The sequence below is a fragment of the Amycolatopsis sp. cmx-11-51 genome (assembly GCF_047608665.1).
Lineage (GTDB): Bacteria > Actinomycetota > Actinomycetes > Mycobacteriales > Pseudonocardiaceae > Amycolatopsis.
Window position 1 is genome coordinate 988295 of sequence record NZ_JADNQO010000001.1, and the last position, 23698, is coordinate 1011992.

A 23698-nucleotide genomic window follows, 5' to 3' on the forward strand; every position below is an offset into this window, starting at 1 on the left:
AGGTCGTGATCCGGGGGAAAGCGTCGTCAGGCGAGGTCGCCGAGTGCCTTCCGGTAGTCGTCGAGGTCGTAGTCCATTTCGTGTTCGCCGGCTTCGGTGAGCTGGGCGGCCAGCGCGTCGACGAGGTGCCCGAAGATCTCGTCGCGGTCCTGTCCGGTGTCGCTCAGCCGCCGCACGGCCCGCCAGACCTCGGCGGGCTCGTCGGCCCAGAGCTGGTCGACGATCGTGGTCTTGAGCGCGAGCCGCATCCGCGGCTCGCCGTCGAAGGTCTCCTCGGCCAGCGCCTCGTGGTACTCGGGGTGCTCACCGATCACGAGCAGGCGGCGCTGTTCGGGGTCGGTGGGCTCGAGTTCCAGCTCCTCGTCGCCGATCTCCGCGTAGACCGTCGGCACGGCGAACATCCGGCGCTCGAGTGCTTCCGCGAGTTCCGCCGGGTCCTCGATCCCCTCTGAACCGTCGAAGTAGACGTCGAGCGTGGAGTCCTCGTCCTGCGCGAACTCCTCCAGGAACTCGGTCGCGCTCTCCAGCAGCGCCACGCGGGCGGCCTCGGGGAGGCCGGCGCGGTCGGCGGCCCAGGTGACCCAGCCGAGCAGTGCGGGCTCCAGCGCGTCCTCGTACGCCTCGTCGACCTCGAATTCACCGTCGAGCAGCGACTCGAGGAACCGGGCAAGCTTCTCGGGCCCGACCCGCAAGGGGCTGCCCGGCTCGGTCTCGCAGCCGTAGTCGACGAGCAGGCGCGCGTAGAACCTTGTCGCCTCGGTGTCCTCCACGAGCCCGGACCCGATGAAGTCGGCGACGACCTCTTCGCGGACCTGCTCGGGCCACTCGGTGATCTCGGGCGACGGTTCGGGGGTGGGGAGGGTCTGGATCCAGGCCAGCGCGAGCGCGTGGAACCGCGCGTAGTCCTCGCTGACGTCGGGCTCCTCGACGACGTCCGTCGCGGCCAGTCCGTCCGCGAGCAGCTGGTGGGCACGCTCGGGCAGGACCCGCTCCAGTGTGACCAGCTCCGGGTCGTCGGCGGCCTGCTGCCGCATCTCGGACAGCACGTCGTGCGGCTTGTCGACCACGACGACGTCCCGGATCCGGCCGCCTTCGGTGAAGTCGACGAGTGCGAGCAGACCGTGCTCGACACCGCCGCGGGAGAAGACACAGAGAAGGGAGGACTCGTCACCGAAGACGTCTCCGGTCCGCCAGCAGTCCCCGACGGTCACCGCGGCCAGGTCCGCCGCCCACTCCGGCTCCGGGATGCCGCGGCCCAGCACGGTGTCGAGCGCCGCGGCGGCCGCCTCGCGCTCTTCCTCGGTCTCGGCGAGCACGCGCAGTCCGGCGAGCAGCGCGGCCGCGGCGGGGGTGATCTTCCGGGCCGCGAACGCGATGAGCTCCAGGCCCAGCGGCGTTTCGTCCTCCTCGACCTCGATGTCCCACCACTGGCCGAGCACCTCGGAGGTCAGCAGCTCGACGTCGAGCACCTCGGGTGCGGCACCGAGGGCCGAGAAGTCCCGCAGGACGTCCTTGAAGAGACCCGTCACACTCGGGGTGGAGGGCTGGGCTGCCTTCTTGCGGGCACGACTCACCGGACTCATGAATCACATGTTTTCACCGAGCGGGCCGCGGGTGCGTAGCGGGCCCGACGATTCTCGGACCGGACTCATGGATACGGGCTCGTCGCGGTGGTCCTTGGCGCGAAACGCGGGGTCCAGGTCGCGGGGAGGGCGCGGGCGGACACCGGTTCAGGACCACCGCGACTTCAACGGCCCGCCAGTGTGGCTCGACCTTTCTCCGCCGGGTTTCCTCGGTTCGCTTCGAATAACGACCGGCGGCGCGCGTGGTTACGCCTTGACCGATTTCGGAATCGCGATTCTCGCCGCTTTGACCTCGGCGATCAGCCGCGTCTTGCGTTTGTGTATTTCCACCAACGTACCGAGGTACGAGCTGAATTCTTCAGCGGTACCAGACTTTTTGTGCGCGGTGCGCAGTTTACGCAGTTGCCGGGCGGCCTCACGGTAGGAGTTCGGATCTTTTCGCGTGATCAATTCTTCGACATGCTCCCGGTAGATGGGAATTGTTTCGGCCGGATGGGCTATGGAACGCGAATCCGCGAGTTCGACGCGCACCGGCAATGAGGCTTCGAAACGCACCGCCGCCCGCCAGGCCTCGTCGGCGCGATCCTCGCCGAGCAGCGCGCGGACGAGTTCGTCGGCGGCCTCCGTGCTTTCCGCGGCGAGTTCGCGCAACCGGGCCAGCGCGGTCTTGCGCTGCGCGACCCACCGCCCCGTTTCCCATGACTCTTCGCGCAGCGCGAGATACGCCGCGGCGCCGGGTCGCTCGTCGAAGTCCTTGCGCGACAAGGGAAACGGCTCCTCTTCGAGCGGAGGTGCCTCCTCCTTCTTGTCGTGCGTGAGCGCCCGCGCCGCGTGCGCGATGGCCTCGCTGTGCCGTCCCGCCGCGCGCAGCACCCGCACGATCTTGAGGCTGACGTCGACCCGCGGCGGCTTGGCGGCGAGGATCGCGACGAGTGCGTCGACATCGCCGGACACCTCCGCCAGTTCCTCGCGCAACCGCTCGGCCGTCTCGCGTTTCGCCCCGGGCACCTGCTCCGCGAGCACGCTGTCCACAGTGGACCTGATCAGCGTGATCCCCTTGTCCCCTAAAGCGGAAGCGAAGTCGGCCAGCTCGATGACCGGCCAGCCGGGTCCGTCGAACTCTACTTCGAGGATCCAGCGGGCCAGGCCCTCTTGGTCCGGCGGGCGCGCGACGCAGGCCCGGGCGTACAGCTCGACCGCCCGGTCCAGCCGGTCCGCGACCTCGCCCGAGGTGTCGTCGATCTGCTCCAGCATCTCGCTGATGTCGTCGACGGTCCGACGGGCGAGCGGCGCCAGATCGGCCCGGCTGCCGGCGTCGAGGAGGCGCTGAAGCGTGTCGAGCACGGAGCCGACCTTCGCGGCGTACTCGACGTTGCCTGCCATCACGGCGGTGTCGAGGAGGCGGTGCGCCTCGGCGAGGTCACTCCCCTGGGTGACGAATCGGTTCTCCAGGGTTTGACGTAACACAGGGTCACGCTCAGCGTGGGCATGGAGCAGGTCCGCCAGCGTCTCCGCGTCCAAGGTGCGCAGGTAGGGGCGCAGATCCGTCGTCGAACTCACCCGGACAAGTCTGCCCGACCGGTTCGCCGACGCGTGTGGGCCAACAGCGTGCTCTTTTCGGCGTAGTCGGGCACGCGGTGTGACCAGCTCAGCGGCGCCGCTTCGAGCGTGCCGGGCAGCGGATGATCGGGATCGGGAGTCGCCGGGCGAGCAGCATCACGACCGCCATCACCGCCCTCGCGAGCAGCGAAACCTCCGCGGCGGCGGCGTAAGCACCGCTTGACACCCCGTGCCCGGCGGCGACGCGCCAGGCGTCCTGGCCGACGGGAGGCGGCGTGGCCGCGCTCGACGCGGTTTCGACCGCGCCGAACCGGCTCCAGTCCGCGCTTCCGACGAGATCCCGGTAAAACCGACGGCTACTTTCCGTGAGTTTTCCGGCGGCGGCATCGAGCCTGGACCGCGTGGTGTTGACGAGGAATCGCCGAGGCACAACGCGACCAGTACCAGGGCCGCACCCGGCACGAACGCGATGGAAAGCATGCGAGAGCGAATGCGAATGACGCTATGCAAGTTGCAATTTGCACGTCAACGCCCGTCCGCCATACGGCCGTTTGCGCACCGTGACGATCTGGTAGGCACGGCACGTGACTCTCGAAGACCTCAACCAGCGCCTCCGTGACTTCGCCGCGGCACGAGCCTGGGAACCGTTCCACACGCCGAAGAACCTGGTCATGGCACTATCCGGCGAAGTCGGCGAGCTGACTTCGCTGTTCCAGTGGCTCACCCCGGAGGAGTCCGCGAAGTGGCGTTCCGACCCCGACCTGGCGCACAACGTCGTCGACGAAATCGCCGACGTCACGCTGTATCTCCTCCAGCTGGCGAACAGCCTCGGCGTCGACCTGATCGAGGCGGCCAACGCCAAGATCGACCGGAACGAGCACCGGTTTCCGGCGCCCGAGCGTTAGCCCTGACCGCGATCTGCCAGCCACCGAGCAGACCACCGACCCCCACGTCGCCGCTGAGAAGAAGTAGTCCCTGCGTCCGATTAGCCGCCTTTCGGGTCTTGTGACGTCTTTGGCGAGCGGAAACACTGTGCCGACGTCTTCGGAGGTGGCCCTTGTCGCGTTCGGCTCGCACCATGGTCCTGGCTCTGCTGCTTTCCCTGAGCGCGGTCGCCGCGCCGGCGTACGCGGCACCACCGCCGACGACGCATCGCGACCCCGGCAACGGGCCGGAACGCAACGAGGTCGCCGCGACCGACCCGCCGATGAGCGCCGCACGGGCGGCGGGCGAGAACGTCGCGGGCGACCACTCCGGCTATCCACGCAAGACGAAGTTGCGCGTCCATCCGGAGAACACGGCCGACAAGTCGATCAAGCTCGGGCTCGCGCCGTACCACGCGATCGCGCCGGAGCTGAACGCGTTGCAGGCGCGCAGCGACCGGATCTCGGTCGAGATCGCCGGGCGGTCCGGCCTCGGCCGGGACCTCTACCTGGTGACGCTCACCGCGCCGGAGAGCCCTCATCAGACGCGGCGGCAGGACGCGTGGCGATCGCTGATCGAGAACGACCCGGCCCGTGCCGCGCGCGACCCGTTCCTGCGCCACGGGTACAAGGCGCCGGTGTGGATCAACAACAACATCCACGGCAACGAATGGGAAGGCACCGACGGCGCGCTCCGCGTCATCGAGAAGCTGGCGACGTCGAACGATCCCAAGACCGCCGAACTGCTGAAGCGGAACCGCTTCTACTTCAACGTCACGGCCAATCCGGACGGTCGCGTCGCCGGTACCCGGCAGACGTCGGCGGGCTTCGACCCGAACCGCGACTTCGTCACCGCGTCGCAGCCGGAAGTGCGGGCCATGCGCGGCATCGCCATCGGCAAGCAGCCGCTGATGATGCTGGACGAACACGGCTACGTCGCGAACACGCTCATCGAGCCGACCACGCCGCCGCACGGCCAGAACTACGACTTCGACCTCTACGTCAAGCACGGATACGCCAACGGTCTCGGCATGGAGCAAGCGGTCAAGGCACTCGGACGGCCGGAGACGGCGAAGCCCGAGATCCCGTTCCGCGACTACGAACCCGGCAGCTGGGACGGCTGGGCGCCGATCTACACCGCCCAGTACGCGATGTACCACGGCGCGGTGTCGTTCACGATCGAGATCCCGATGCGGGTCAACAACGCGGACTACGAAACGCTGCCCGTCGAGGAACTGCGGCGGCGTTCGGTGATCAACACCGAGGTCGTCGAGGCCACCATCGGCAGCACGCTGAACTACGTCGACCGCAATCGCGGTGAGCTGATCGCGAACCAGATCGAGATGTTCCGCCGAGGTAGCGCGGGCGAGGCACAGCGTGAGATCCCGGACGGGTTCGTGCCCGGATTCGGGCCGGAAGACCGCTACCGCACCGAATTCCCGCGTGCGTACGTCATCCCCGCCGGCGCGGGCCAGCGCTCGGCCGTCGCGGCTTCGCGGCTCGTCGATCACTTGGTGGCCAACGATGTCCGCGTACGCCAGGCGGATCGCGCCTTCTCGGCGGCCGGGCGGCGTTATCCGGCCGGTTCGTATCTGGTCGACATGCACCAGCCCAAACGCGGCCTGGCGAACGTGATGCTGGAGCGGGGCAGCGACATCTCGGCGAAGGTGCCGGTCATGTACGACATCTCCGGCTGGAGCCATCGCCTGCTGTGGGGTGCTTCGGTCGACATCGTCGAGCAGGGCGGGCTCGACGTCCGGGCGCACGACGTCGCCGCGGCTTCGCCCACCGGCGGCATCGACGCGGCGCCCGGCCGGGATCTCGCGCTGAAGCTCGTCGACGGCAAGGACGTCAGCGCCGCCAACGATCTGCTGAACCGCGGCCTCGCACTGGGACGCGCGGCCGACGGCTCGATCGTCGTCCCCGCGTCGGCTCGCCCCGCCGCGGCCGAAGTGGCGGACCGCTACGGCGTCCGGTTCGCCGAAGCGCGGGGGACCTCGACTCCGCTCAGCCGCAAGACGATCGCGGGAGCCGTCGGCCCGGATGAAATGAAAGCGTTGCGGGACATGGGATTCGACGTCCGGCCGGTGTCGGCGGCGGTGCTCAACGCTGGCTTCGACTGGTCACGGATCGACCTGCTGTTCGTCTCTTCGGGACTGCGATACACCGATCTCAACCCCGCCGCGAAGGACGCTTTGCGTGCCTTTCTCACCCGCGGTGGCGTGGTCACCCGCGGCGCCACGGGCGCGCGGTTCAACACTGATGGGGGACTTCTCGAAGCGCGTCCGGTCGCGGGCTGGGAGGACGGCAACGGCGTCGTTTCGGTCGTCAACGGCACCGGTCCGATCGGTGCCGGCGCGCTGCCCGACTCGTTTGCCTACGGGCCGTTCTGGTTCACCGATCTCGGCTCTTCGGTCAGCGTCGAGCAGCGCTACGCGAGCGGGAATCCGCTGGTCGCGGGGCATTGGCGGACGCGGGACGACGGGACAGGCGGGCCACTGCAAGCGGCCGGACAGGCGGCCGTCGTCTCCGGCACTTCGGGGCTCGGCGGACGGGTGGTGCTGTTCGGCACCGAGCCGCTGTTCCGCGATCACCCGAAGGGCTTGTACGCACAGATCGCCAAGGCGGTTTTCTGGGCGGCCGCCTGATCAAGACGGTCTACGCTTCGCGGATGGCATCGCGAGCGGGCCGAACTGCCGTCTCCGCTGGTGGATCGGGTGGTCGCCAAGGCGACGAAGTACCGTGGGGGTATGCCGATCCAGGTGCTGCTCATCGACGACCACGAGGTGGTGCGGCGCGGTCTGCGTGACCTCCTCACCGACGAGCCCGATATCGAGGTCGTCGCCGAGGCGAGCGGGGTCGACGAGGCCCTGGCCGTGGCGATGCACGTCGAGCCGGACGTCGCGGTGGTCGACGTGCGCCTCGGCGACGGGGACGGCATCGCGCTCTGCCGTGAACTGCGCTCGAAGGCGAACCCGCCGCAGTGCCTGATGCTGACCGCGTTCGACGACGAGGAGGCCATGGTCGGTGCGATCATGGCGGGCGCCGCCGGGTATCTGCTGAAGCAGGTCCGCGGTCAGGACGTCGTCAACGCGGTCCGCGAGGTCGCGGCGGGCCGGTCGCTGCTCGACCCGCTGTCGACGGCGCGGGTGCTGGACAAGCTGCGGCATCCGCCCGAGGACGAACTCGGGTCGCTCACCGAACGCGAGCGCGAGGTACTGGACCTGATCGGGCAGGGCATGTCCAACCGCGAGATCGCGGAACGCCTGTTCCTCGCCGAGAAAACTGTGAAGAACTACGTTACGTCCGTCCTCGCGAAGCTGGGCATGCAGCGGCGCACGCAGGCAGCGGCGTGGATCGCACGCCGGGACAGGTAGTGCGCGAAATAAGTACCCCCCCCCCGTCGTTTTGGGCGAAGGTCCCGGTCGACCCCGAGTTCGATCAGTGGCTCACGGTCCGGTTCTCCCATCGCGTTCTGGTCGTCGTCCGCACCGTGACCACCTTGACCCGGCTGCTCGACGTCCTGTCGCTTCTGAAGGACGATCCGCGAGTCCAGGTCGTGTTCACCCACAACGAGCGAGAACCGGCGATCCTGTCCTCTGGAGTCAGTGAGTTCCTCGCCTCACTGGACGCGAAGGTCATCTCCTGGGATCAGGCTGTCGAAACCCGGTTCGACCTCGCGATAGCCGCCAGTGAGAACGACGAACTCCACCGGTTGAAGGCGCCCGTCCTGCTCGTGCCGCACGGCATCGGGCACCAGAAGCTCTACCCGCACCAGAGGGTCATTTCGGGCCTGAATCCGGCGCGGTTGGTCCGCGACGGTCACGTCGTGCCCAAGCGGATCGGTCTTTCGCACAGCAACCAACTGCGCTACCTCCGTCAGAACTGTCCACAAGCCGAGCCGAACGCCGTCGTGGTCGGCGACCCCTGCCACGACAGGATGCTCGCCAGTCTCAATCGCGCGGCCCGCTACCGGCGGCTGCTCGACGTAGGTGAACGCAAGCACGTCGTACTGGCCTCGACCTGGGGACCCGATTCCCTCCTTGGCACCGATCCGAGCCTGCCCGCGCGTCTGCTCACCGAGTTCCCCGTCGACGAGTACAAATTCAGCCTCATCGTGCATCCGGGCGCCTGGGCCGCCCATAGTCCGTGGCAGATCCGCGCGTGGCTGTCCCGGGCCCTCCGAGCGGGCCTCGCCGTGATCCCGCCCCAGCGTGGCTGGCAAGCGACCGTCATCGCCGCGGATTGTCTGATCTCGGACGGAGGCTCCATCGCGCTGTACGCCGCCGCGGCGAAGATCCCGGTACTGATCGGCAGCCGGGAGCCTGCCACGGTGGTACCGGACTCACCACTCGCGGAACTCCTGGTCAGGGCTCCACGGCTCGATCCGGACGGCGATCTGCGCCGGCAGGTCGACCAGGCAGGCGCCACGGAACCACTCACCGATGTCGCGGAGCAGGCGGTCGAGTTTTCCGGGAAGTGCGCGGAACTTCTTCGACCCGTTCTCTACGACTTGATGCGTCTGGCAGAGCCGGACGCACGCGCGGTCTTCCGTCCCGTTCCCGATCCGGTTCCGGACGTCACGGAGCCGGCGACGTTCTCCGTCGAGGTGCGGCAGTACCTCGACCAGCTGGCGGTATTCCGGTTCCCCAGTGAACAGGTCGGACAGGGCGTTTCCCTTGGCCGTCACATCGTCGCACACGAAGAACTGTCCACTCTGGACGAACTCGAAGGTGCCGACGTGGTCTACTGCCAGTTCACCGGCGAGAACGCCGATTTCGCCGACTGGGCACGAGAAATCGCTCGTCGTCGTCCTGATGCCGGCATCATCGCGGGAATCGGCGTGGACCGGTGCCTGCTCTGGAGCGCCGAAGGACATGGCTTCGAACTCTTCGGCAAAGGCGAACCGTTGCCTGCGATTTCCGCCTGGTACTGGCGCAGGGACCGGAACCTCCCGATGACCGGGTCGTTCCGCGTGCGAGCCGGCCACAGCACCCGAAACGTGTTCGCCTCGGCGCTCACCGAGTGATCAGTGGCGGCATCCCGTCGAGGATCTTGGCGTGCACGCCAAGGGCACGCGGATGCCTGACCGCCTGCAACCGCTGCCAGACGCCGGACCAGTGGTGCCGCGCCAGATCGAAGTTCCCGCAGTACCACGCCGCGTCCCCGAGCGCCTCGGCGATCTCCAGCTCGTACTGATCACTCCCGGTGGGGACCACCATGCGCCAGACTTCCGGCAGCAGGTCGAGTGCTTGTCTCGCGGCGGCCATCGTTCCCGATCGGCTCAGCGCCTTCGCACGGACCAGCCAGACCTGGGCGAGGTCACGTTCGTTCCCCCGGTTCGTATTCGACTCTGCTTCTTCGAGCAGGTGAAACGCCCCGGTGAGATCGCCGAGCAGCACCTGGACGTTGGCGAGCATCCTCGCGTGCAGTCCTTGCCCGCGGAAGGGAAGTCCGCCCAGTGTCCGGCTGATCTTCAGTGCTTCGAAGAAGCACGTGGCCGACTCGGTGTACTCCCCCCGTTCTCGATGGAAAAGCCCTCGAAACTCCCAAAGTGACGCGCGGAGTTGACGATTCGTTTCGGTTTCGGGTGACTCCAACCGGTGAAGCAACTCCCGCAGCCGTCCGAACTCCGCCTCTGCCCGCGGGAACTCCTGAAGCAACGAGTGCAGGCGTGCCTGCTGCCCGATGGTCCTCAGCTGGAGCGGGACATCGCCGAGTGCTTCCGCGCTCGCGATCCCCCATTTGGTGATCTCCACGAGCTCACGCAGGTGTCCCCGGTGCAGCCCGACGATTTCCAGTGCGCCACAGATCTGCGTCAGCTCGTGATGGAGTCCGGCGTGATGGGCCGGTTCCGCCAGTGCACGATAAACCGGGATTTCGGCGACGAGCAGTTCGACCGGGTCCTGCCCAGGGGCCAGATCCAAGGGACCGGTGTCCTTCGGCAGCGTCCGGTCGTACAGCCGCAGCCGCCCGCCGGGCGTCTTCCAGTGATCCACCTGCACCGCCAGGGTGCGATGGAATCGCACGAGCCGCGGAAATCCTTCACCACCCTGGGTGTGACCAGCGCGGGTGAGTGCCTGCCTCGCTTGTTTGGTCAGCCGAAGCCGCTTGCCGGGCTCCTCGGTCACGAAGAAAACGGATTGGAGATGCACCAGCTCGGCAAGGACCTCGAACGGTGCACAACCGACGACGGCCGCTGCCGCCTCGTGGGTGAAACTCGGTCCCGGAATTTCGGTCAGCGACCGGCAAAGTTCCTGTTCAGGCTGCGGAAGTCCGGCGAGGACCCGGTCGAAGGCGGCACTCACCGGGCCGAGGGCACGCCCGCTGCGCAGTTCCTCCGCGAGGAGCTTGAGCGGCCGGGCCGCCAGCGCCGCTCGCTGCCTCGCCGCTATGGCCGCGGCGACCACCGTCGCCGGAAACCGATCACATTCGACGAGGACTTCGTGGGTGCCGTCGGGATCGGCGGTGAGCAGATCGGTTCCCGCGATCGCTTCGAAAAGCATCCGGTCCGCTCCCTCTTCAAGCCTGCTGAGAGGTACGTGCCGGGGATACTGCGTCACGAGCTCGTCGGGCGCACCTTCCGTCAACGCCAGCACAAGGCTCATCGGCGCCGGGGGCACCAGGGCCTGGAGATCGCGGACGCTTTCGACCGAGTCGAAGACCAAGAGCAGCCGTAAAGGCCCGAGCAGGTCGTTGTACTGGGTTTTCAGTTCGCCGGCACCCGACGTGATGAGCTTCGGCTCCACTCCCAGTGCTTGGAGTACGGCTTCCCTGACCTGGCTGATCCTCAACGGCGCTCCCGGGCCGTCGCGGTGATCCCCGAGGTCGATCAGCAACGCGCCGTCGGGATAGGCACCGCCGGAGCGCGTCCCGTAATGCTCGGCGAGCGCCGTTTTGCCGACTCCGGACGGGCCGGAGAGCACCACCACACCGGTACCGGCCATCTGGGCCTGAGCGCCGACGCGGTCGTACAGGTGCGGCGAACGGGGGACGATCCGCGGTCGGGCCTGACTCATCGCGAGCACGCTTCCGACCAGCTCCCGCAATTCCCCCGCCACGGCCGGGTCTTCGGCGGCCAGTCGACGCACGGCGGCCTCCAGCGCGGCCGGGTCGGAACGCAGGCGTTTCTCGTCCCGCCGTCCCGACAGCTTCTTCCAGAGATACTCGGCCACCTTGCCACCAGTGGTGAAACACAAGGCGATGGCTTGTTTGACGATCTCCGTCTGTACCACCGGATCGGTCACCTGTTACCCCCCACACAGCCGTACCCGACACGCTAGCAGCGCGGATCGTCCACGTCACTGAACGTAAGGCCCATGCCGTCCGGTCGCTACTCGACGAGACCCAGCGCCTCGATCAAGCGTCCGGTGGCCAGAAAGAAGAGAGTTCCCACCAGCAGAATCGAGAAGCTGGCGCGGCCGTCGGTCAGGTACCGGCTGGTCGTGCGCCAATCCTTGTTCCGAGGCTGCAGGACCTTGTCGTGCCGGTCGGCCAGGCGCGGGCAGCGGGACTCGGTCGCGGCCACCGAAGTGGCGGGCGGAGCAATCGGTACGACCGCCACGGCGGCGGCAAGGGCCGTGGCTCGCAGGAACCTCGGCATGTCAACTCTCCACGTCTTCGTCGGCTTTCCGGGGAGATCGTGTCATTTGCCGGCGAGACTTACGACCTGCCGGTTGTGAAAGTAGTCGTCCTCACGGAGCACCGTGACGCTGCCGGGTGGACCGCGGAAGTCGACGTACCCGGCCGACTCGAGCGGCATCCGGATCCACGCCGCGATGACGAAGGTGAGCGCGCCGCCGTGCGTCACGACGATTTGGTGCTCGCTGTCGCTTTCCAGGATCGAGTCCATCGCCGCGTAGACCCGCGCGGCCATCGCGCCTTTGGTCTCGGCGCCCGGGATTCCCTCGTCGTGTCCCAGCCGTTCACCTGCCGCCGGTGGCGGGACGAACCGGCTGTCCAGCCATTCCTGCGGCTTGCTGCCTGCCTCCCCGTACGACTTCTCACGCAGCCGCCGGTCCGGAATCGGTGTCACCCCGAGCCTTTCGCCGATCACTTCCGCCGTCCGCGCCGCACGCCGCAAGTCCGAGGTGTACAGCTCCACGTCCTCCGGCACCTTCGCGTGCAGCGACTCCGCGATGGCGACGGCGGCGCGCTCGCCTTCGGGAGTGAGTTCGGAGTCGTACCAGCCGCCCACGAGGCGATCGAGGTGATGGGTGGACTCCGGGTGCGTGACGACGTAGACGGTGCGCATACCCCGATTAAACGCGGCTCAATTTGCCGTAGGCGACGACGTTGTCGAGATAGTTGCCGGTCGAGGAGTCGAAGTCCCCGCCGCAGGTGATCAGGCGCAGTTCCGGCCCGGTCGTGTCGCCGTAGACCTTCTCCGTCGGGAAGGTCGCTTTCGGGTGCCGCTCGACGGCGTACACGGTGAACACCGCGGTGACCCCGTCCTTGCGATGAACGACGGCTTCGTCGCCGGGCTTCAGCTCCTTGAGCCGGACGAAGACACCGGGGACCTTCTTGTAGTCGACGTGCCCCGCGAGCACGGCGGGGCCGATCTCGCCGGGTGCCGGGCCGCCGGTGAACCAGCCGGTGGTGATCGCGTCGTGCGGTACCTGCAGGCTGCCGTCACCGGCCAGGCCGAGGTCGACGATCTCGCCGGTGCGGACCCCGATCGCCGGGATCTCGAGCGTCGCCGGTTTCCCGGGCCCGAGCGGAGGGGCCGCGACGGGCGAGGACACCATCGAAGACACCGTGGAAGGTGCCGCCGGTGACGCGACCTTGCCCGCCGACGGGCCGGCGCACGCGGTCAGCGCGGCCGCGAGCACCACCCCGATAAGGGTGCCGGCGCCCAGCAAAACCGGCCACCGGCGCCATGGAGCCCTGGTCATCGCTCAGCACGCCGCCGGAGAACGAGCGACGCACCCGCGGCCGACGCGGTCAGCAGGGCCGTGCCTGCCAGCGCGACCGCGCCGATCTCCAGAAGACCGCCGTTGACTTCGACGGTTTCCTCGCCGCCTCCGCCGGTCGCGACGCCGCCGACGGGCTTGACCTTCACCTGGCCGGATTTCGCGGGCTCTCCGAACCGGGACTCACAGGCGTATCCGTCGTTGTCGCCGTCGAGCTTGTGCGGGTCACGCGGATTTCTCTTCAGCTCGGCCTGCGCCGCGGCCTGCGACGGGAAGTCGGCGCAGTCCTTGTCCGCGGATCGCGCGGGTTTTGTTTCCGTCACGACGGGAGGAACGGTGGGTGTGACCGTTTTCGTCGGCGCCGTTCCGCGCTTCTTCAACGATTCACACGCTATTCCGTCCTTGTCGTCGTCGAGGCCGTGCGGATCGGATCGATCTTTCTCGTACTCCGCCTGCGCGTCTTCCTGGAACTGGAAGTTCCCGCAGTTCAGATCGGCGACCGCGGGCGCGTCCGACAACGCGAACGCGAAGGAAGCGGGGCCGAACACAGAGAATCCGGCGAGGATCACGGCTGTGCCGAGGGCGCGACGAACCGAGGACATGAGGAGTCCTTTCGATGGGAATTCGCGCTCCGAGCGCGTTCGATACCCTTATAGTCGCGCCCCGACCCAGGCTGTTACGGATTAATCAAAAAACGCGAATCGTCACTCTGTCGAGCGACAGAGACCGTTAATTTCACACGACTTGGTCGAGCGGAACGTCGAAAGCGACCAAAGTCCCCAAGCTCGGCGAAGAATTGATCGAAAAGCGCCCGCCGGAAGTCGTCGCGCGTTCGGCGAGATGCCGGAGGCCGCGTTTGGCGACCCCTTGCGGCACACCGGACCCGTTGTCCCGCACCCGGAGCTTGACGCCCTCGACATCCCGGCTGAGTGTCACGCGGGTCTCGCTCGCCCCGGAATGCCTGACCACATTGGACAGTGCTTCGCGCAAGGCGGCGCGGATGTGGTCCGCCTGTTCGGCGGGGATGTCGGCCAGCTCACCCGACAGTTCGAGGGTCGGCGGGTAGCCGAGCAGCTCGCCCGCGATGCGCACCTCTCCGCGCGCGGACTCGGCGAGGTCGGTGGCGGTGACCGTCTCGTTCGCGGGCTCCGGGCTGCGCAAGGCGCGCACGGTGCCGCGGATTTCCTCGATGGTCTGGTCGAGCTGGTCGATCGCCTCGGACAGCCGCGCGCCATCGGCCTGCGCGAACCGTTTCCGCATGTTCTTGCGGACGCGGTCGAGTTGCATGCCCGCGCCGTAAAGGCGTTGCACGATGACGTCGTGCAGTTCGCGCGCGATGCGTTCGCGCTCTTGATAGAGGGTCACGCGATGCCGGGCGTTGGCGCCTTCGGCCAGTGCGAGCACCACGCCCGCCTGCGCCGCGAAGGCGGTGAGCACCTCGACCGTGCCGGCGGAGAACGGGGCCCCGCCGTGGCGGCGGTACACGGTGAGCGCGCCGAGGACCCTCCCGCCCGCGCCGAACGCCGACGCCGCGAAGGGCCCGAAGCCCTGCAACTCCGGCGGCACGAACGGCGCCGTGCGGGGATCGACAGTGAAGTCCTCGCTCACCACGGTTTCGCCGCCACGGGCGACCTGCCCGGCGGCGGAATCGGCGGCGAAGGCCAGTCCACGGAGGCCCTGGGTGGCGGCCCCGTGCGCGGCCTCGACGACCACCTGGCCATCGTCCGCGCGCACCATGACGAGACCGAGGTCCGCCTCGGCCAGTTCGACGGCGCGGGCGACGACGGTCTCCAGCACGTCGCCCGGGTCGTCGCCGGACAGGGCGGTGCCGGTGATCTCGGTGGCGGCGGACAGGGCGCGCGCGGCAAGCGTGGAATCCATGAGCGCTGTCGACATTAGTCCGCCCCGACCGGCGTGCGCGCTGTGACGCGACCCTCTCGCACCTCCAGGACGACGTCGGCGTCGGCGGCCTCGGCGGCGTTGTGCGTGACGTGCACGACGGTCTTCCCGGCCAGCGCCTCGCCAAGGCGTTCACGGACGGTACGTGCGGTGAGTTCGTCGAGGTGCGCGGTCGGTTCGTCGAGCAGGACGAGATCGGCACGCGCGGCGCCGAGCAGGGCACGCGCGAGCGCGACCCGCTGCGCCTGCCCGCCCGACAGCCCGGCGCCCGCGCTGTCCAGCATCGTGGTGAGCTCGACGTCCTCGAGAAAGGCCTGATACAGGGCTTTTCGCAGGTCGGCCTCGGATGCCGTCGGTTTGACGAGGCGCAGGTTCTCGGCGACCGACGTCGAGACGAGCATCGGTTCTTGCGGCGCCCAGGCGACGTTCTCGGGTACGGCGACGTCGCCCTTGCTCGGCTTCAGGAAACCGAGCAGGGCCGCGACGAGTGTCGACTTCCCGGCGCCGCTCGGGCCGACGACGGCGACGTGTGTGCCGGGCGCGATGTCGAGGTCGACGCCGGTGAGAACCGGGTGATCGGTACCGGGCCAGCCGAGGTCGGCGTCGCGGATCCGCACCCCGCCGGTGTTATGAACGGTCCGTTCGTAACGGGTTTTGTCGGAAACGGTCCGTTCATCACACGCGGCGAGACGCAGCCGGGCCTGTCGCAGGGTGTCCCAGTGCTGCGCGGCCGGCGGGAGAAGGGAGAGGACTTCCGTCAGCGCGAGCGGCACCAGGGCGACCACGGGGGCGAGAACCGGGTTCAGCGCGCCGGCGGCGACGGCGCTCAGGGCGAGCCCGGTGCTCACGACGGTGGCGGCACCCGTCGCCAGGATGATCAGGGCGTCGGCCGCACCGGCGCCGAAGGCCTGTCGCCGCGCTTCGGCGGTCAGGGCGGTGTCGGTCGTGGCGATTCGGCGACGTCGCGCCTTGTCGACCCCGTACGCGATCAACTCGGCGGCGGCTTCGAACAGGCCCAGCACCTGCGCCGACACCGACCGCCGTCCCTCGGCCAAGGCGCTGGTCGCACGGCGTTCCGCCCGAAGCGCGAGCAGCGGCGCGAACGCGCTCACCAGCACAGCGGCCGCCAGCACGAGTCCGGCTTCGGGCAGTACGACGGTCTGGACCGCGACGGCGCCCACGGCCACCAAAGCGACCACGACCAGCGGCGTGACCACCCTGGGCAGCAGATCGCGCACGGTGTCGGTGTCGCCGACCAGCCGCCGCTGCTCCTCACCGGCCCGAAGCGCCCGAGCCGGTCCGTGCCGCACCAGCGACTGCCACAGCCGGACCCGCAGGCTTCCGGCGATCCGGAACGCGGCGTCGTGCGTGACCAGCCGTTCGAGGTACCGCAGCCCCGCGCGGCCGAGGCCGAACGTCCGCACGCCGACGATCATCACCGTCAGCGTCAGGATCGGCGGCTGCTGCGACGCCTTGGCGATCAACCAGCCCGAAAGCGCGGCGAGCGCCACCCCGGCCAGCAAGGCGGCGGTGCCGAGCAGCGCTCCGCCGAAGAACCTGGGGTGCAGCAACTCGCGCCACGGCACCGGCCGGGTCGCAGGCCGCTCGTCCGTCGTGCCGACCTCCCTCAGCGAATCTGCCGACATGTCGATACCGGGTGGGCGATCGTGCGCGGCGATGATCGCGGCGGCACCGTTGTCGACGGCTTTGGAGACGGCGGCCATGACGAGTCCGGCGTTGACCTCGTCGAGGTGCGCGGTGGGCTCGTCGAGCAGGAGCAGCCACGCACCCGACCGGATTCGCACCAGGGCCCGCGCCACCGCGACTCGCTGGCGTTGTCCTTGCGACAGTTTCGAAATCGGTCGTTCGGCCAGACCGGTCAGCCCGAATTCGCCGAGGATGTCGTCGGCGCCGACCTCATCGCCCACGGTGCCCCCGCCGAACACCGGCGACTGCGGCACCCAGGCGACGTTCTCGCGCCAACGCTCGAGATCCGCGTCGGCGAGGCTGGTGCCGCCGACGGTGATCGTCCCATCGTGGACCTGCACGAAGCCGAGTAGCGCGGCGAGTGTCGTCGATTTGCCGCCGCCGCTGGGTGCGCGCAACCAGGTCAGTTCGCCAGGGCGGACACTGAACGTCTCACCATCCGGCGCGAATCCGCCCCTTCGAGCCACGCGAAGACCTTCGACGCGGATCTCGCCTTTGGCCGTCGCCTCGGAACCGTTGGGCGACAGGGGTTCCGCGAGCACGTCCGCGACCCGGCGAACGGCCTCGACGCCGTCTTCGCTGGCGTGGAACGCGGCACCGACCGCGCGCAGCGGCTGATAGCACTCCGGGGCGAGGATCAGCACGCCGAGCCCGATGGCCAGCGGCAGTTCGCCGGACACCAGCCGGACGCCGATGACGACCGCGACCAGCGCGACCGAAAGCGTCGCGATCAATTCCAGCGCGAACGCCGACGCGAACGCGACCTTCAGGGTTTTGAGCGTCGAGCGGCGATGACGTCCGGAGATCTTCCGTACCGTCTCGGCCTGCGCCTCGGCACGACGGAACGCGCTGAGGATCGGCAGCGCGCGGACGAGTTCCAGCAGCTGTCCCGACAACCGATGTTCAGCATCGGCGGCGTCGGCGACCCGCTCGGCGGTGTGTTTGCCGATCAGGATGGCGAACAGCGGCACCAGCGGCACGGTGATCGCGATGAGCACGGCCGATGGCCAGTCGGCGAACAGGATCGCGGTGCCGGCGGCGAGTGGCACGATCGCGGCGGTCACCAGCGCCGGGAGGTACTGGGTGAAGTAGGCGTCGAGCGCGTCGAGGCCCTTGGTGGTCAACGACGTCAGCTCGCCGTGGCCGCGACGGGCGATCCATTCCGGGCCGAGCCGCAGGGCGTGGTCGATGGCCTTGGCGCGCAGTTCCTCCTTCGCGCGGGCGGCCGCGCGAGCGGATACGACCCGCACCGCCCAGCCGGTCAACGCGCGCCCGGCGACGAGCGCGAGCAGCACGGCCAGTCCGGCGGTGCGGTCCCCCGGTGCTCCGCGGACGACCGCGGAGAGGACATCGGCCAGCAGGAACCCTTGCCCCACCAGCAAAACCGCGTTGACGAAAGACAGTACTCCGACGAGTCGCAGGGCAGCCCGGCGCGCCGCACTCGAAAGTGGAGCCAGCGCGCCGAGCGGCCCCTTCCCCGGTCGCGTCGAGTCCATTGTGGACTCTTTGGCGGAAAGGGTGTCGCGGCCGGGAAATTCGGTCATGGTGCGTGCACCGGTGGGATGTGCCGGGTGCCGATGCGCTTGCGGAACACCCAGTACGTCCAGCCTTGGTAGATCAGGACGGCGGGCGCGCCGAACAACGCGACCCAGGTCATCACGGTCAGGGTGTACGGGCTCGACGCCTCGCCCGCGATCGTCAACGTGTTGGCCGCGTCCAAAGTGGACGGGAGAACGTTCGGGTACAGCGCGACGAAGATCGCGACCGCCGAAGCGGCGATGACCCCGCCGAGCGCGGCGAACGCCTGCCCTTCCCTGCCCGCGCGGATGCGGAACCAGGCGAGGATCGCGGCGATGACGGCGACGCCGATCAGGAGCAGCGTCCACAGGTCACCCGAGCGGAGTTGCACGACGATGAGGAACGCGAGCAGCGGCAGCAGGGCGACGGGAAGTAGCCGGGTGGCCAGGTTCCGCGCCCGGTGGCGGAGGTCGCCCTCGGTCTTGAGGGCGAGGAACGCGGCACCGTGGACCAGCGAGAACCCGACGACCGCGACCGCGCCGAGCAGGGTTTCGAGGCTGAGCGCGGCGAACGCGCCACCGACACGGTCACCGTCGGCGTCGAGCGGGAGGCCGAGGACGGTGGTCGCGAGCAGCAGGCCGACACCGAACGGCGGGATCCACGAGCCGATCCCGATGACGCGGTCCCAGTTGCGGCGCCAGCGGTCGGAGTCGACCTTGCCGCGGTATTCGAACGCGACGCCGCGGCCGATGAGGGCGAGCAGGACGACCAGGAGCGGGAGGTACGCGGCCGAGAACAGCGACGCGTACCAACCGGGGAACGCGGCGAACATCGCGCCGCCCGCGACGATCAGCCAGACCTCGTTACCGTCCCAGACGGGGCCGATCGTGTTGACCATGACGCGGCGCTCGGTGTTGTCCTTCGCGAGGACCGGCATGAGCATGCCGACGCCGAAGTCGAAGCCTTCGAGGAAGAGGTAGCCGAGCCAGAAGAGGGCGATGACGCAGAACCAGATCGTTTCGAGGGTCATCGGGTGCTCCTGCTTGCTTCAGTTGCTCCGAGCGCTTCAGCCGCTTGGGCCGCTTCAGTCACCTGGGCCGCTTGGGTCGCCTGGGTCGCTTGGGTCGCCTGGGTCGCCTGGGTCGCTTGGGTCGCCTGGGTGAGCTGAAGGACGCTTTCACCGCATGCCACGCGGCGAAGGGCGCTTTCACTGCGTGCGATGCGGCCATGGGCCCCTTCGGCCCGCCGCCCCCCGGCCGACCCGCCCCGGATGTCGCGAAAGCCACTTTCGAGACCTTGAGCGTCGTGAAAGTGGCTTTCGCGACCCGCCACTAGCACCCGGCCCCGACCGATCCGGCATCTCCACCTCCGGTAGCCCTGAGTTATCCACAACCTCTCGAGTTGTCCACAGATTGGCTGTGGGTAACCCGCCTGAGCGATACCCCCGATACGCTGGGTGCGGGGCCGTCCCCCGGGAAGGGCGGGGGGCTGGGTAGGTGACGTCAAGAGGTGATCAGTAGGCGAAGGCGAGTGCGTCGTCATCGCTGTCACCGCCGTCGGGGTCGTCGTTCTTACTGGTCGAGGCCGATTTCTTGGGAGGCATGACGCCGTCGACACCGCCGCGCACGTACTTGCGCATCAGGTAGACCTCGACGACACCGAGCACCGCGTAGACGGTCGTCAAAGCGATCAGCGACGTCCACACCTCGCCTGTGGACAACTTCGAGACCGCATTCGCGGTGAACATCCACACTCCGTCGACACCGGTCGGATTCGGCACCACCACGAACGGCTGACGACCCATCTCGGTGAAGATCCAGCCGGCGCTGTTGCCGATGAACGGCGTCGCGATCCCGCCGAGCACGAGCAACGGGAACCACCGCTGCCCGGGAATCCGCCCGCGCCGGGTCAGCCACAGTGCGAGCAGCCCGATCCCGGCCGACATCGCGCCGAAGCCGATCATCGCGCGGAAGCCCCAGTAGGTCACCGGCAGGCTGGGCACGTAGTCGATCGGCTTGCCCGCGAGCGAACCGAGCTGCGGGTCGTCCGGATAGTTCGTGCCGTATTTCGCCTGGTACTCGATCACCAGATTCTCCACGCCCTTGACCTCGGTCGAGAAGTCGTTGTGCGCCAAGAACGAAAGCAGTGCCGGCACGGTGAACGTCTTGACGTCCTCGCAGTTCGCGTTCCGGACGTCGCCGATCGCGATGATCGAGAAGCTCGCCGGTTTCTCCGTGCGGCACAACGCTTCCGCTGACGCCATCTTCATCGGCTGCTGCTCGAACATCAGCTTGCCCTGCACGTCACCGGTGATCGCCAGCACCGCGAACGCCACCACACCGGTCCAGCCACCGAGACGCAACGACGAACGCCACACCGCGCGGTGCTCGTCGTCCTCCGAACGCTTGCGCCACAGCTGCCAGCCTGCCACCCCGACCAGGAACGCCGCCGCCACCGAGAAGGCACCCGCGAGTGTATGCGGGATCGCGGCCAGCGCCGTGTTGTTCGTCAGCACCGCCCAGATCGAGTTCATCGTCGGCTTCCCGTCGACGAATTCGACCCCGACCGGATGCTGCATCCACGAGTTCGCCGCCAGGATGAAGTACGCGGACGCCACGGTCGCCAGCGAGTACGCCCAGGCACACGCCAAGTGGACCTTCTTCGGCAACTTGTCCCAGCCGAAGATCCACAGCCCGAGGAAGGTCGACTCGACGAAGAACGCGACGAGCCCTTCCATCGCCAGCGGCGCGCCGAACACGTCCCCGACGAACCGCGAGTACGCGCTCCAGTTCATCCCGAACTGGAACTCCTGCACGATCCCGGTGACCACGCCCATCGCGAAGTTGACCAGCAGGAGTTTCCCCCAGAACTTGGTCATCTTCAGATAGCGCGGATCACCGGTCCTGACCCACGCCGTCTGCATCCCGGCGACCAGGACCGAAAGCCCGATGGTCAGCGGGACCATCAGGAAGTGATAGACGGTGGTTATGCCGAACTGCCACCTAGCGAGATCGAGAACCTCCACGCCTCAAGCCTGCTCACCGCGCGGTGGGCCCGCCAGATCGAGTGGTCCTGACCTCGGCGGGACGTAGGTCCCGCGCCCGGCTCAACCGAGGCCGGCGAGCGTGAGCCGCGCCTCGTCGGCGAGCTGCCGCCGCACGCCCGAATCCCCCAGTGTCAGCACGTGTTCCAGGGCCAACGCGTACGCGGTGTCGAACGCGTCCTCAACGGCGACGGGGATGTCCGGCCGCACTCCGACGCCTTCCCAGTTGGTCCCCGTGACCGGGTTCACGGCCCGTCCACCCGGGACGGTGACATCCACGTGGGTGTCCACTTTGTACTGCCGACGCGGATTCGCGCCGCCGCCGGTCACCGCGCCGACCGTCTTCGCCCGCCCCAGCTGCTGGAGCGAGTAGCTCAGGTCCTCCGCGCCGGAGAAAGTCGTCGGGCCGGTCAGCACCCACACCGGCTTGTCCGCGCCGAACTTGCGTCCCGGCACGTACGGCAGCGTCCAGAATTGGTTGGTCACGTCGCCGTCGCGCAAATAGATACTGTTGAAATGCACGGGCTCGTCGACCAGGTAGCTGATCAGCATGGCCACCGCCATCGGGTCGCCACCCCGGTTCTCCCGGACGTCGATCAGCAACGCGTCCGCGGTCGCGAGCAGCGTCATCGCCGCCGCCAAGGCCTCGCCGGAGATGTCCGGCCCGTAGAGCAGCTTCGTCTCCAGATAGCCGACGTTCCCGGACAGCCGTCGCGCCGACGCGATGCCGAAGCCGTTCAGTTCGGCCTCGCGCCGGTACACCTCGGGATCGAAGGACTGGCCGTCCACCTCGGGCAGCGGGTCGACGTGGAACCGCAGCCGCAGATGTTTGTCCCCGCTGACCGATTGCAGGTCCTGGGTGACCGCGTCGGCGAACGCTTTGTCGTCGAGCCCCGCGTACGCGCCCTCGCCCAGCCTCGCCTGCAAGAACACCGTCAGCTTCTCGGCGACATCGGGGAAGACGTAGTGGTCCCGTAGCCGCTGGCACACGTCATCGATCCGCGCTCTCTCGTCCATGATCGCGGACGCTACCAGCGGGGACTGAAAAAAGAATTCGGTTTGCCGAAATCTCGTTTCCGCCCGGCCAAGAAAGACAATTCGCCCGTGCAGGCCGCCCGATTCGGAAAAGCCATCAGCTTGCCCTTTGCCGAATCGCCCCTTTATCGTTGCAGTGAAAGGGGTGAAGAATCATCATGTCTGGTTCGATGTTGGCGCTCATCAGCGCGTTCGGCCTGGTACTGGCCGTGGAGCTACCGGACAAGACACTCGTCGCCACCCTGGTTCTCACCACTCGCTTCCGCGCATGGCCGGTATTCGCCGGGGTCACCGCCGCGTTCGCCGTGCAATGCGCGATCGCCGCCACTTTCGGCACTGTGCTCACTTTGCTGCCGGAGACGTTGGTGACCGCGATCGTCGCCACGATGTTCGGTATCGGCGCGTACATGCTCCTTCGTGAAGGGTTCCGCCCCGGCAAGGACGGCGGAGAGGACGCGTCGCGTTCCGGGCCGAGCCCCGCGACCTTCTTCCGCTCCGCGCTGACGTCGTTCGGCGTGCTGTTCGCCGCCGAGTGGGGCGACGCCTCCCAGCTCGCGACAGCCAGTCTTACGGCCCGCTTCGGCAACCCGTTCGCTGTCGCGGTCGGCTCCTTCGTCGCTCTGGTCGCCGTCGCCGGTCTCGCCGTCTTCATCGGCGCGAAGGTCCGGAGCCGTATCCGCCCCAAGCTCATCCAGCGCGTGGCGGGCTTCGTCTTCGCCGGGTTCTCGCTGTTCGCGCTGGCCCAGCTCGCCTTCTGAGGCGCACGGGATTTTCACAGGTTCCCCGGGTAACCTTTCGGAAACGAAAAGGTGAACACCCGCCCCGACGTGCCTGGAGAAACCAGTCGTGACCTCGCCCAAGATCGTCGTGGCCCGTGCCGTCTCCCCCGTGCACGGCAGGCTCGCGATCTTCGGCATGGCCGTCGCCATCGCCATCTCGATCGATCTGCACCTGCGGCTGTCCAGCCAGGTCAGCCCGATCTGGCAGACGCTCTCCGAGTACGTCTACGGCTACCTCTCGCCCGGTTCGACCGCGGCCCCGCTGTTCGGCGCGATGTGCCTGGCGCTGGGGCTCGGTTCGCTCGCCCTGCTCGGCGGCATCGCCAAGGCGCACCGCAGCGGCTACGGGTCCGTTCTCGTGCTGCTCGGCGTGTGGTGCGCCGGGCTGTTCGTCCTCGCGCTCGTCCCCGTCGATCCCGAGGGCCAGGCCCGTTCGCTGGCAGGGCAGATCCACAACTACGCCGCGCTGACGGCCTTCGTCGCGCTTCCGGCCGCCGCCTGGGTGCTGACCCGCCCCGGCCGGGCACGCTGCCCGTGGGAGCCGCGCCGCACGACGATCCGTCGGCTTTCGATGGCCAGTTTTGCCGCCGTGGTGATCGTGCTCGGCGGCTTCGTCTGGACGATGTTCACCGGGCCGTCACATCAGGAGGTCACGCTCGGCCTGTTCGAGCGGTTGCTGTTCGCGGTCGACCTCACCCTGCTGGCGACCATGGTGCGCCCGCTGCTCAGCGACCGTTGA

19 protein-coding genes are annotated in these 23698 nt (G+C 68.3%); 6 read left to right on the forward strand and 13 right to left on the reverse strand.

Annotation, left to right across the window (positions count from 1 at the left end):
- Positions 1–26: 26 nt before the first annotated feature.
- From ACM6LU_RS05045 to ACM6LU_RS05055, 3 genes are all read right to left on the reverse strand, one after another.
- Positions 27–1583 carry a DUF1841 family protein gene (locus ACM6LU_RS05045; protein WP_414936364.1) on the reverse strand — a complete coding sequence of 519 codons (1557 nt, stop codon included), beginning with the start codon at positions 1581–1583 and terminating at the stop codon, positions 27–29.
- 246 nt (positions 1584–1829) lie between these two features.
- Entirely contained in the window at positions 1830–3143 is a 1314-nt protein-coding gene (locus ACM6LU_RS05050; RefSeq protein ID WP_414936365.1) for a hypothetical protein, read from the reverse strand.
- Positions 3144–3231: 88 nt separating this feature from the next.
- Positions 3232–3573 (reverse strand): hypothetical protein, encoded by a 342-nt coding sequence (locus ACM6LU_RS05055; RefSeq protein WP_414936366.1) that lies wholly within the window; start codon positions 3571–3573, stop codon positions 3232–3234.
- A gap of 154 nt (positions 3574–3727) precedes the next feature.
- Here ACM6LU_RS05055 and ACM6LU_RS05060 point away from each other — a divergent pair, with 154 nt between their 5' ends.
- The 4 genes from ACM6LU_RS05060 to ACM6LU_RS05075 all read left to right on the forward strand — a co-directional run bounded on the left by ACM6LU_RS05060 (position 3728) and on the right by ACM6LU_RS05075 (position 9095).
- Entirely contained in the window at positions 3728–4048 is a 321-nt protein-coding gene (locus tag ACM6LU_RS05060) for a nucleotide pyrophosphohydrolase (RefSeq protein ID WP_414936367.1), read from the forward strand.
- Positions 4049–4221: 173 nt separating this feature from the next.
- Positions 4222–6714, forward strand: coding sequence for a M14 family zinc carboxypeptidase (locus tag ACM6LU_RS05065; RefSeq protein ID WP_414936368.1), 2493 nt, complete (start codon positions 4222–4224; stop codon positions 6712–6714).
- A 102-nt stretch (positions 6715–6816) separates the two neighbouring features.
- Positions 6817–7443, forward strand: a complete 627-nt coding sequence (locus ACM6LU_RS05070) for a response regulator (RefSeq protein WP_020632829.1) — start codon at positions 6817–6819, stop codon at positions 7441–7443.
- A gap of 116 nt (positions 7444–7559) precedes the next feature.
- The gene (locus ACM6LU_RS05075; RefSeq protein ID WP_414936369.1) at positions 7560–9095 is read left to right on the forward strand and encodes a hypothetical protein; all 1536 of its coding nucleotides are present in this window, start codon (positions 7560–7562) and stop codon (positions 9093–9095) included.
- Here ACM6LU_RS05075 and ACM6LU_RS05080 read toward each other — a convergent pair.
- The 10 genes from ACM6LU_RS05080 to ACM6LU_RS05125 form a co-directional block, all read right to left on the reverse strand.
- Positions 9085–11313: a hypothetical protein gene (locus ACM6LU_RS05080; protein ID WP_414936370.1), complete on the reverse strand. Its 2229-nt coding sequence runs from the start codon at positions 11311–11313 to the stop codon at positions 9085–9087. The two genes, ACM6LU_RS05075 and ACM6LU_RS05080, sit on opposite strands and share 11 nt — an antisense overlap.
- An 86-nt stretch (positions 11314–11399) precedes the next feature.
- Positions 11400–11669, reverse strand: coding sequence for a hypothetical protein (locus ACM6LU_RS05085; RefSeq protein ID WP_414936371.1), 270 nt, complete (start codon positions 11667–11669; stop codon positions 11400–11402).
- Positions 11670–11711: 42 nt separating this feature from the next.
- Positions 11712–12320, reverse strand: a complete 609-nt coding sequence (locus ACM6LU_RS05090) for a histidine phosphatase family protein (RefSeq protein ID WP_414936372.1) — start codon at positions 12318–12320, stop codon at positions 11712–11714.
- Between the two features lie 7 nt (positions 12321–12327).
- The gene (locus ACM6LU_RS05095) at positions 12328–12960 is read right to left on the reverse strand and encodes a class F sortase (RefSeq protein ID WP_414936373.1); all 633 of its coding nucleotides are present in this window, start codon (positions 12958–12960) and stop codon (positions 12328–12330) included.
- Complete coding sequence (locus ACM6LU_RS05100) at positions 12957–13580, reverse strand: excalibur calcium-binding domain-containing protein (RefSeq protein ID WP_414936374.1); 624 nt, start codon at positions 13578–13580, stop codon at positions 12957–12959. Before ACM6LU_RS05100 ends, ACM6LU_RS05095 begins: the two co-directional genes overlap by 4 nt.
- Positions 13581–13713: 133 nt before the next feature.
- A complete protein-coding gene (locus ACM6LU_RS05105; protein ID WP_414936375.1) occupies positions 13714–14859 on the reverse strand; it encodes a GAF domain-containing sensor histidine kinase in 1146 nt (381 codons plus the stop codon).
- A gap of 14 nt (positions 14860–14873) precedes the next feature.
- Positions 14874–18128: a thiol reductant ABC exporter subunit CydC gene (gene cydC / locus ACM6LU_RS05110; protein ID WP_414936376.1), complete on the reverse strand. Its 3255-nt coding sequence runs from the start codon at positions 18126–18128 to the stop codon at positions 14874–14876.
- Positions 18125–19132, reverse strand: coding sequence for a cytochrome d ubiquinol oxidase subunit II (gene cydB / locus ACM6LU_RS05115; RefSeq protein WP_414936377.1), 1008 nt, complete (start codon positions 19130–19132; stop codon positions 18125–18127). The genes cydC and cydB overlap by 4 nt, the downstream gene beginning before the upstream one ends.
- Before the next feature lie 483 nt (positions 19133–19615).
- Positions 19616–21127 (reverse strand): cytochrome ubiquinol oxidase subunit I, encoded by a 1512-nt coding sequence (locus tag ACM6LU_RS05120; RefSeq protein ID WP_414936378.1) that lies wholly within the window; start codon positions 21125–21127, stop codon positions 19616–19618.
- A gap of 81 nt (positions 21128–21208) precedes the next feature.
- Positions 21209–22162, reverse strand: coding sequence for a S41 family peptidase (locus ACM6LU_RS05125; protein ID WP_414936379.1), 954 nt, complete (start codon positions 22160–22162; stop codon positions 21209–21211).
- A 188-nt stretch (positions 22163–22350) separates the two neighbouring features.
- Here ACM6LU_RS05125 and ACM6LU_RS05130 point away from each other — a divergent pair, with 188 nt between their 5' ends.
- Both ACM6LU_RS05130 and ACM6LU_RS05135 read left to right on the forward strand, forming a co-directional pair.
- Entirely contained in the window at positions 22351–22938 is a 588-nt protein-coding gene (locus tag ACM6LU_RS05130; protein WP_414937091.1) for a TMEM165/GDT1 family protein, read from the forward strand.
- Between the two features lie 88 nt (positions 22939–23026).
- Entirely contained in the window at positions 23027–23698 is a 672-nt protein-coding gene (locus ACM6LU_RS05135; RefSeq protein WP_414936380.1) for a DUF998 domain-containing protein, read from the forward strand.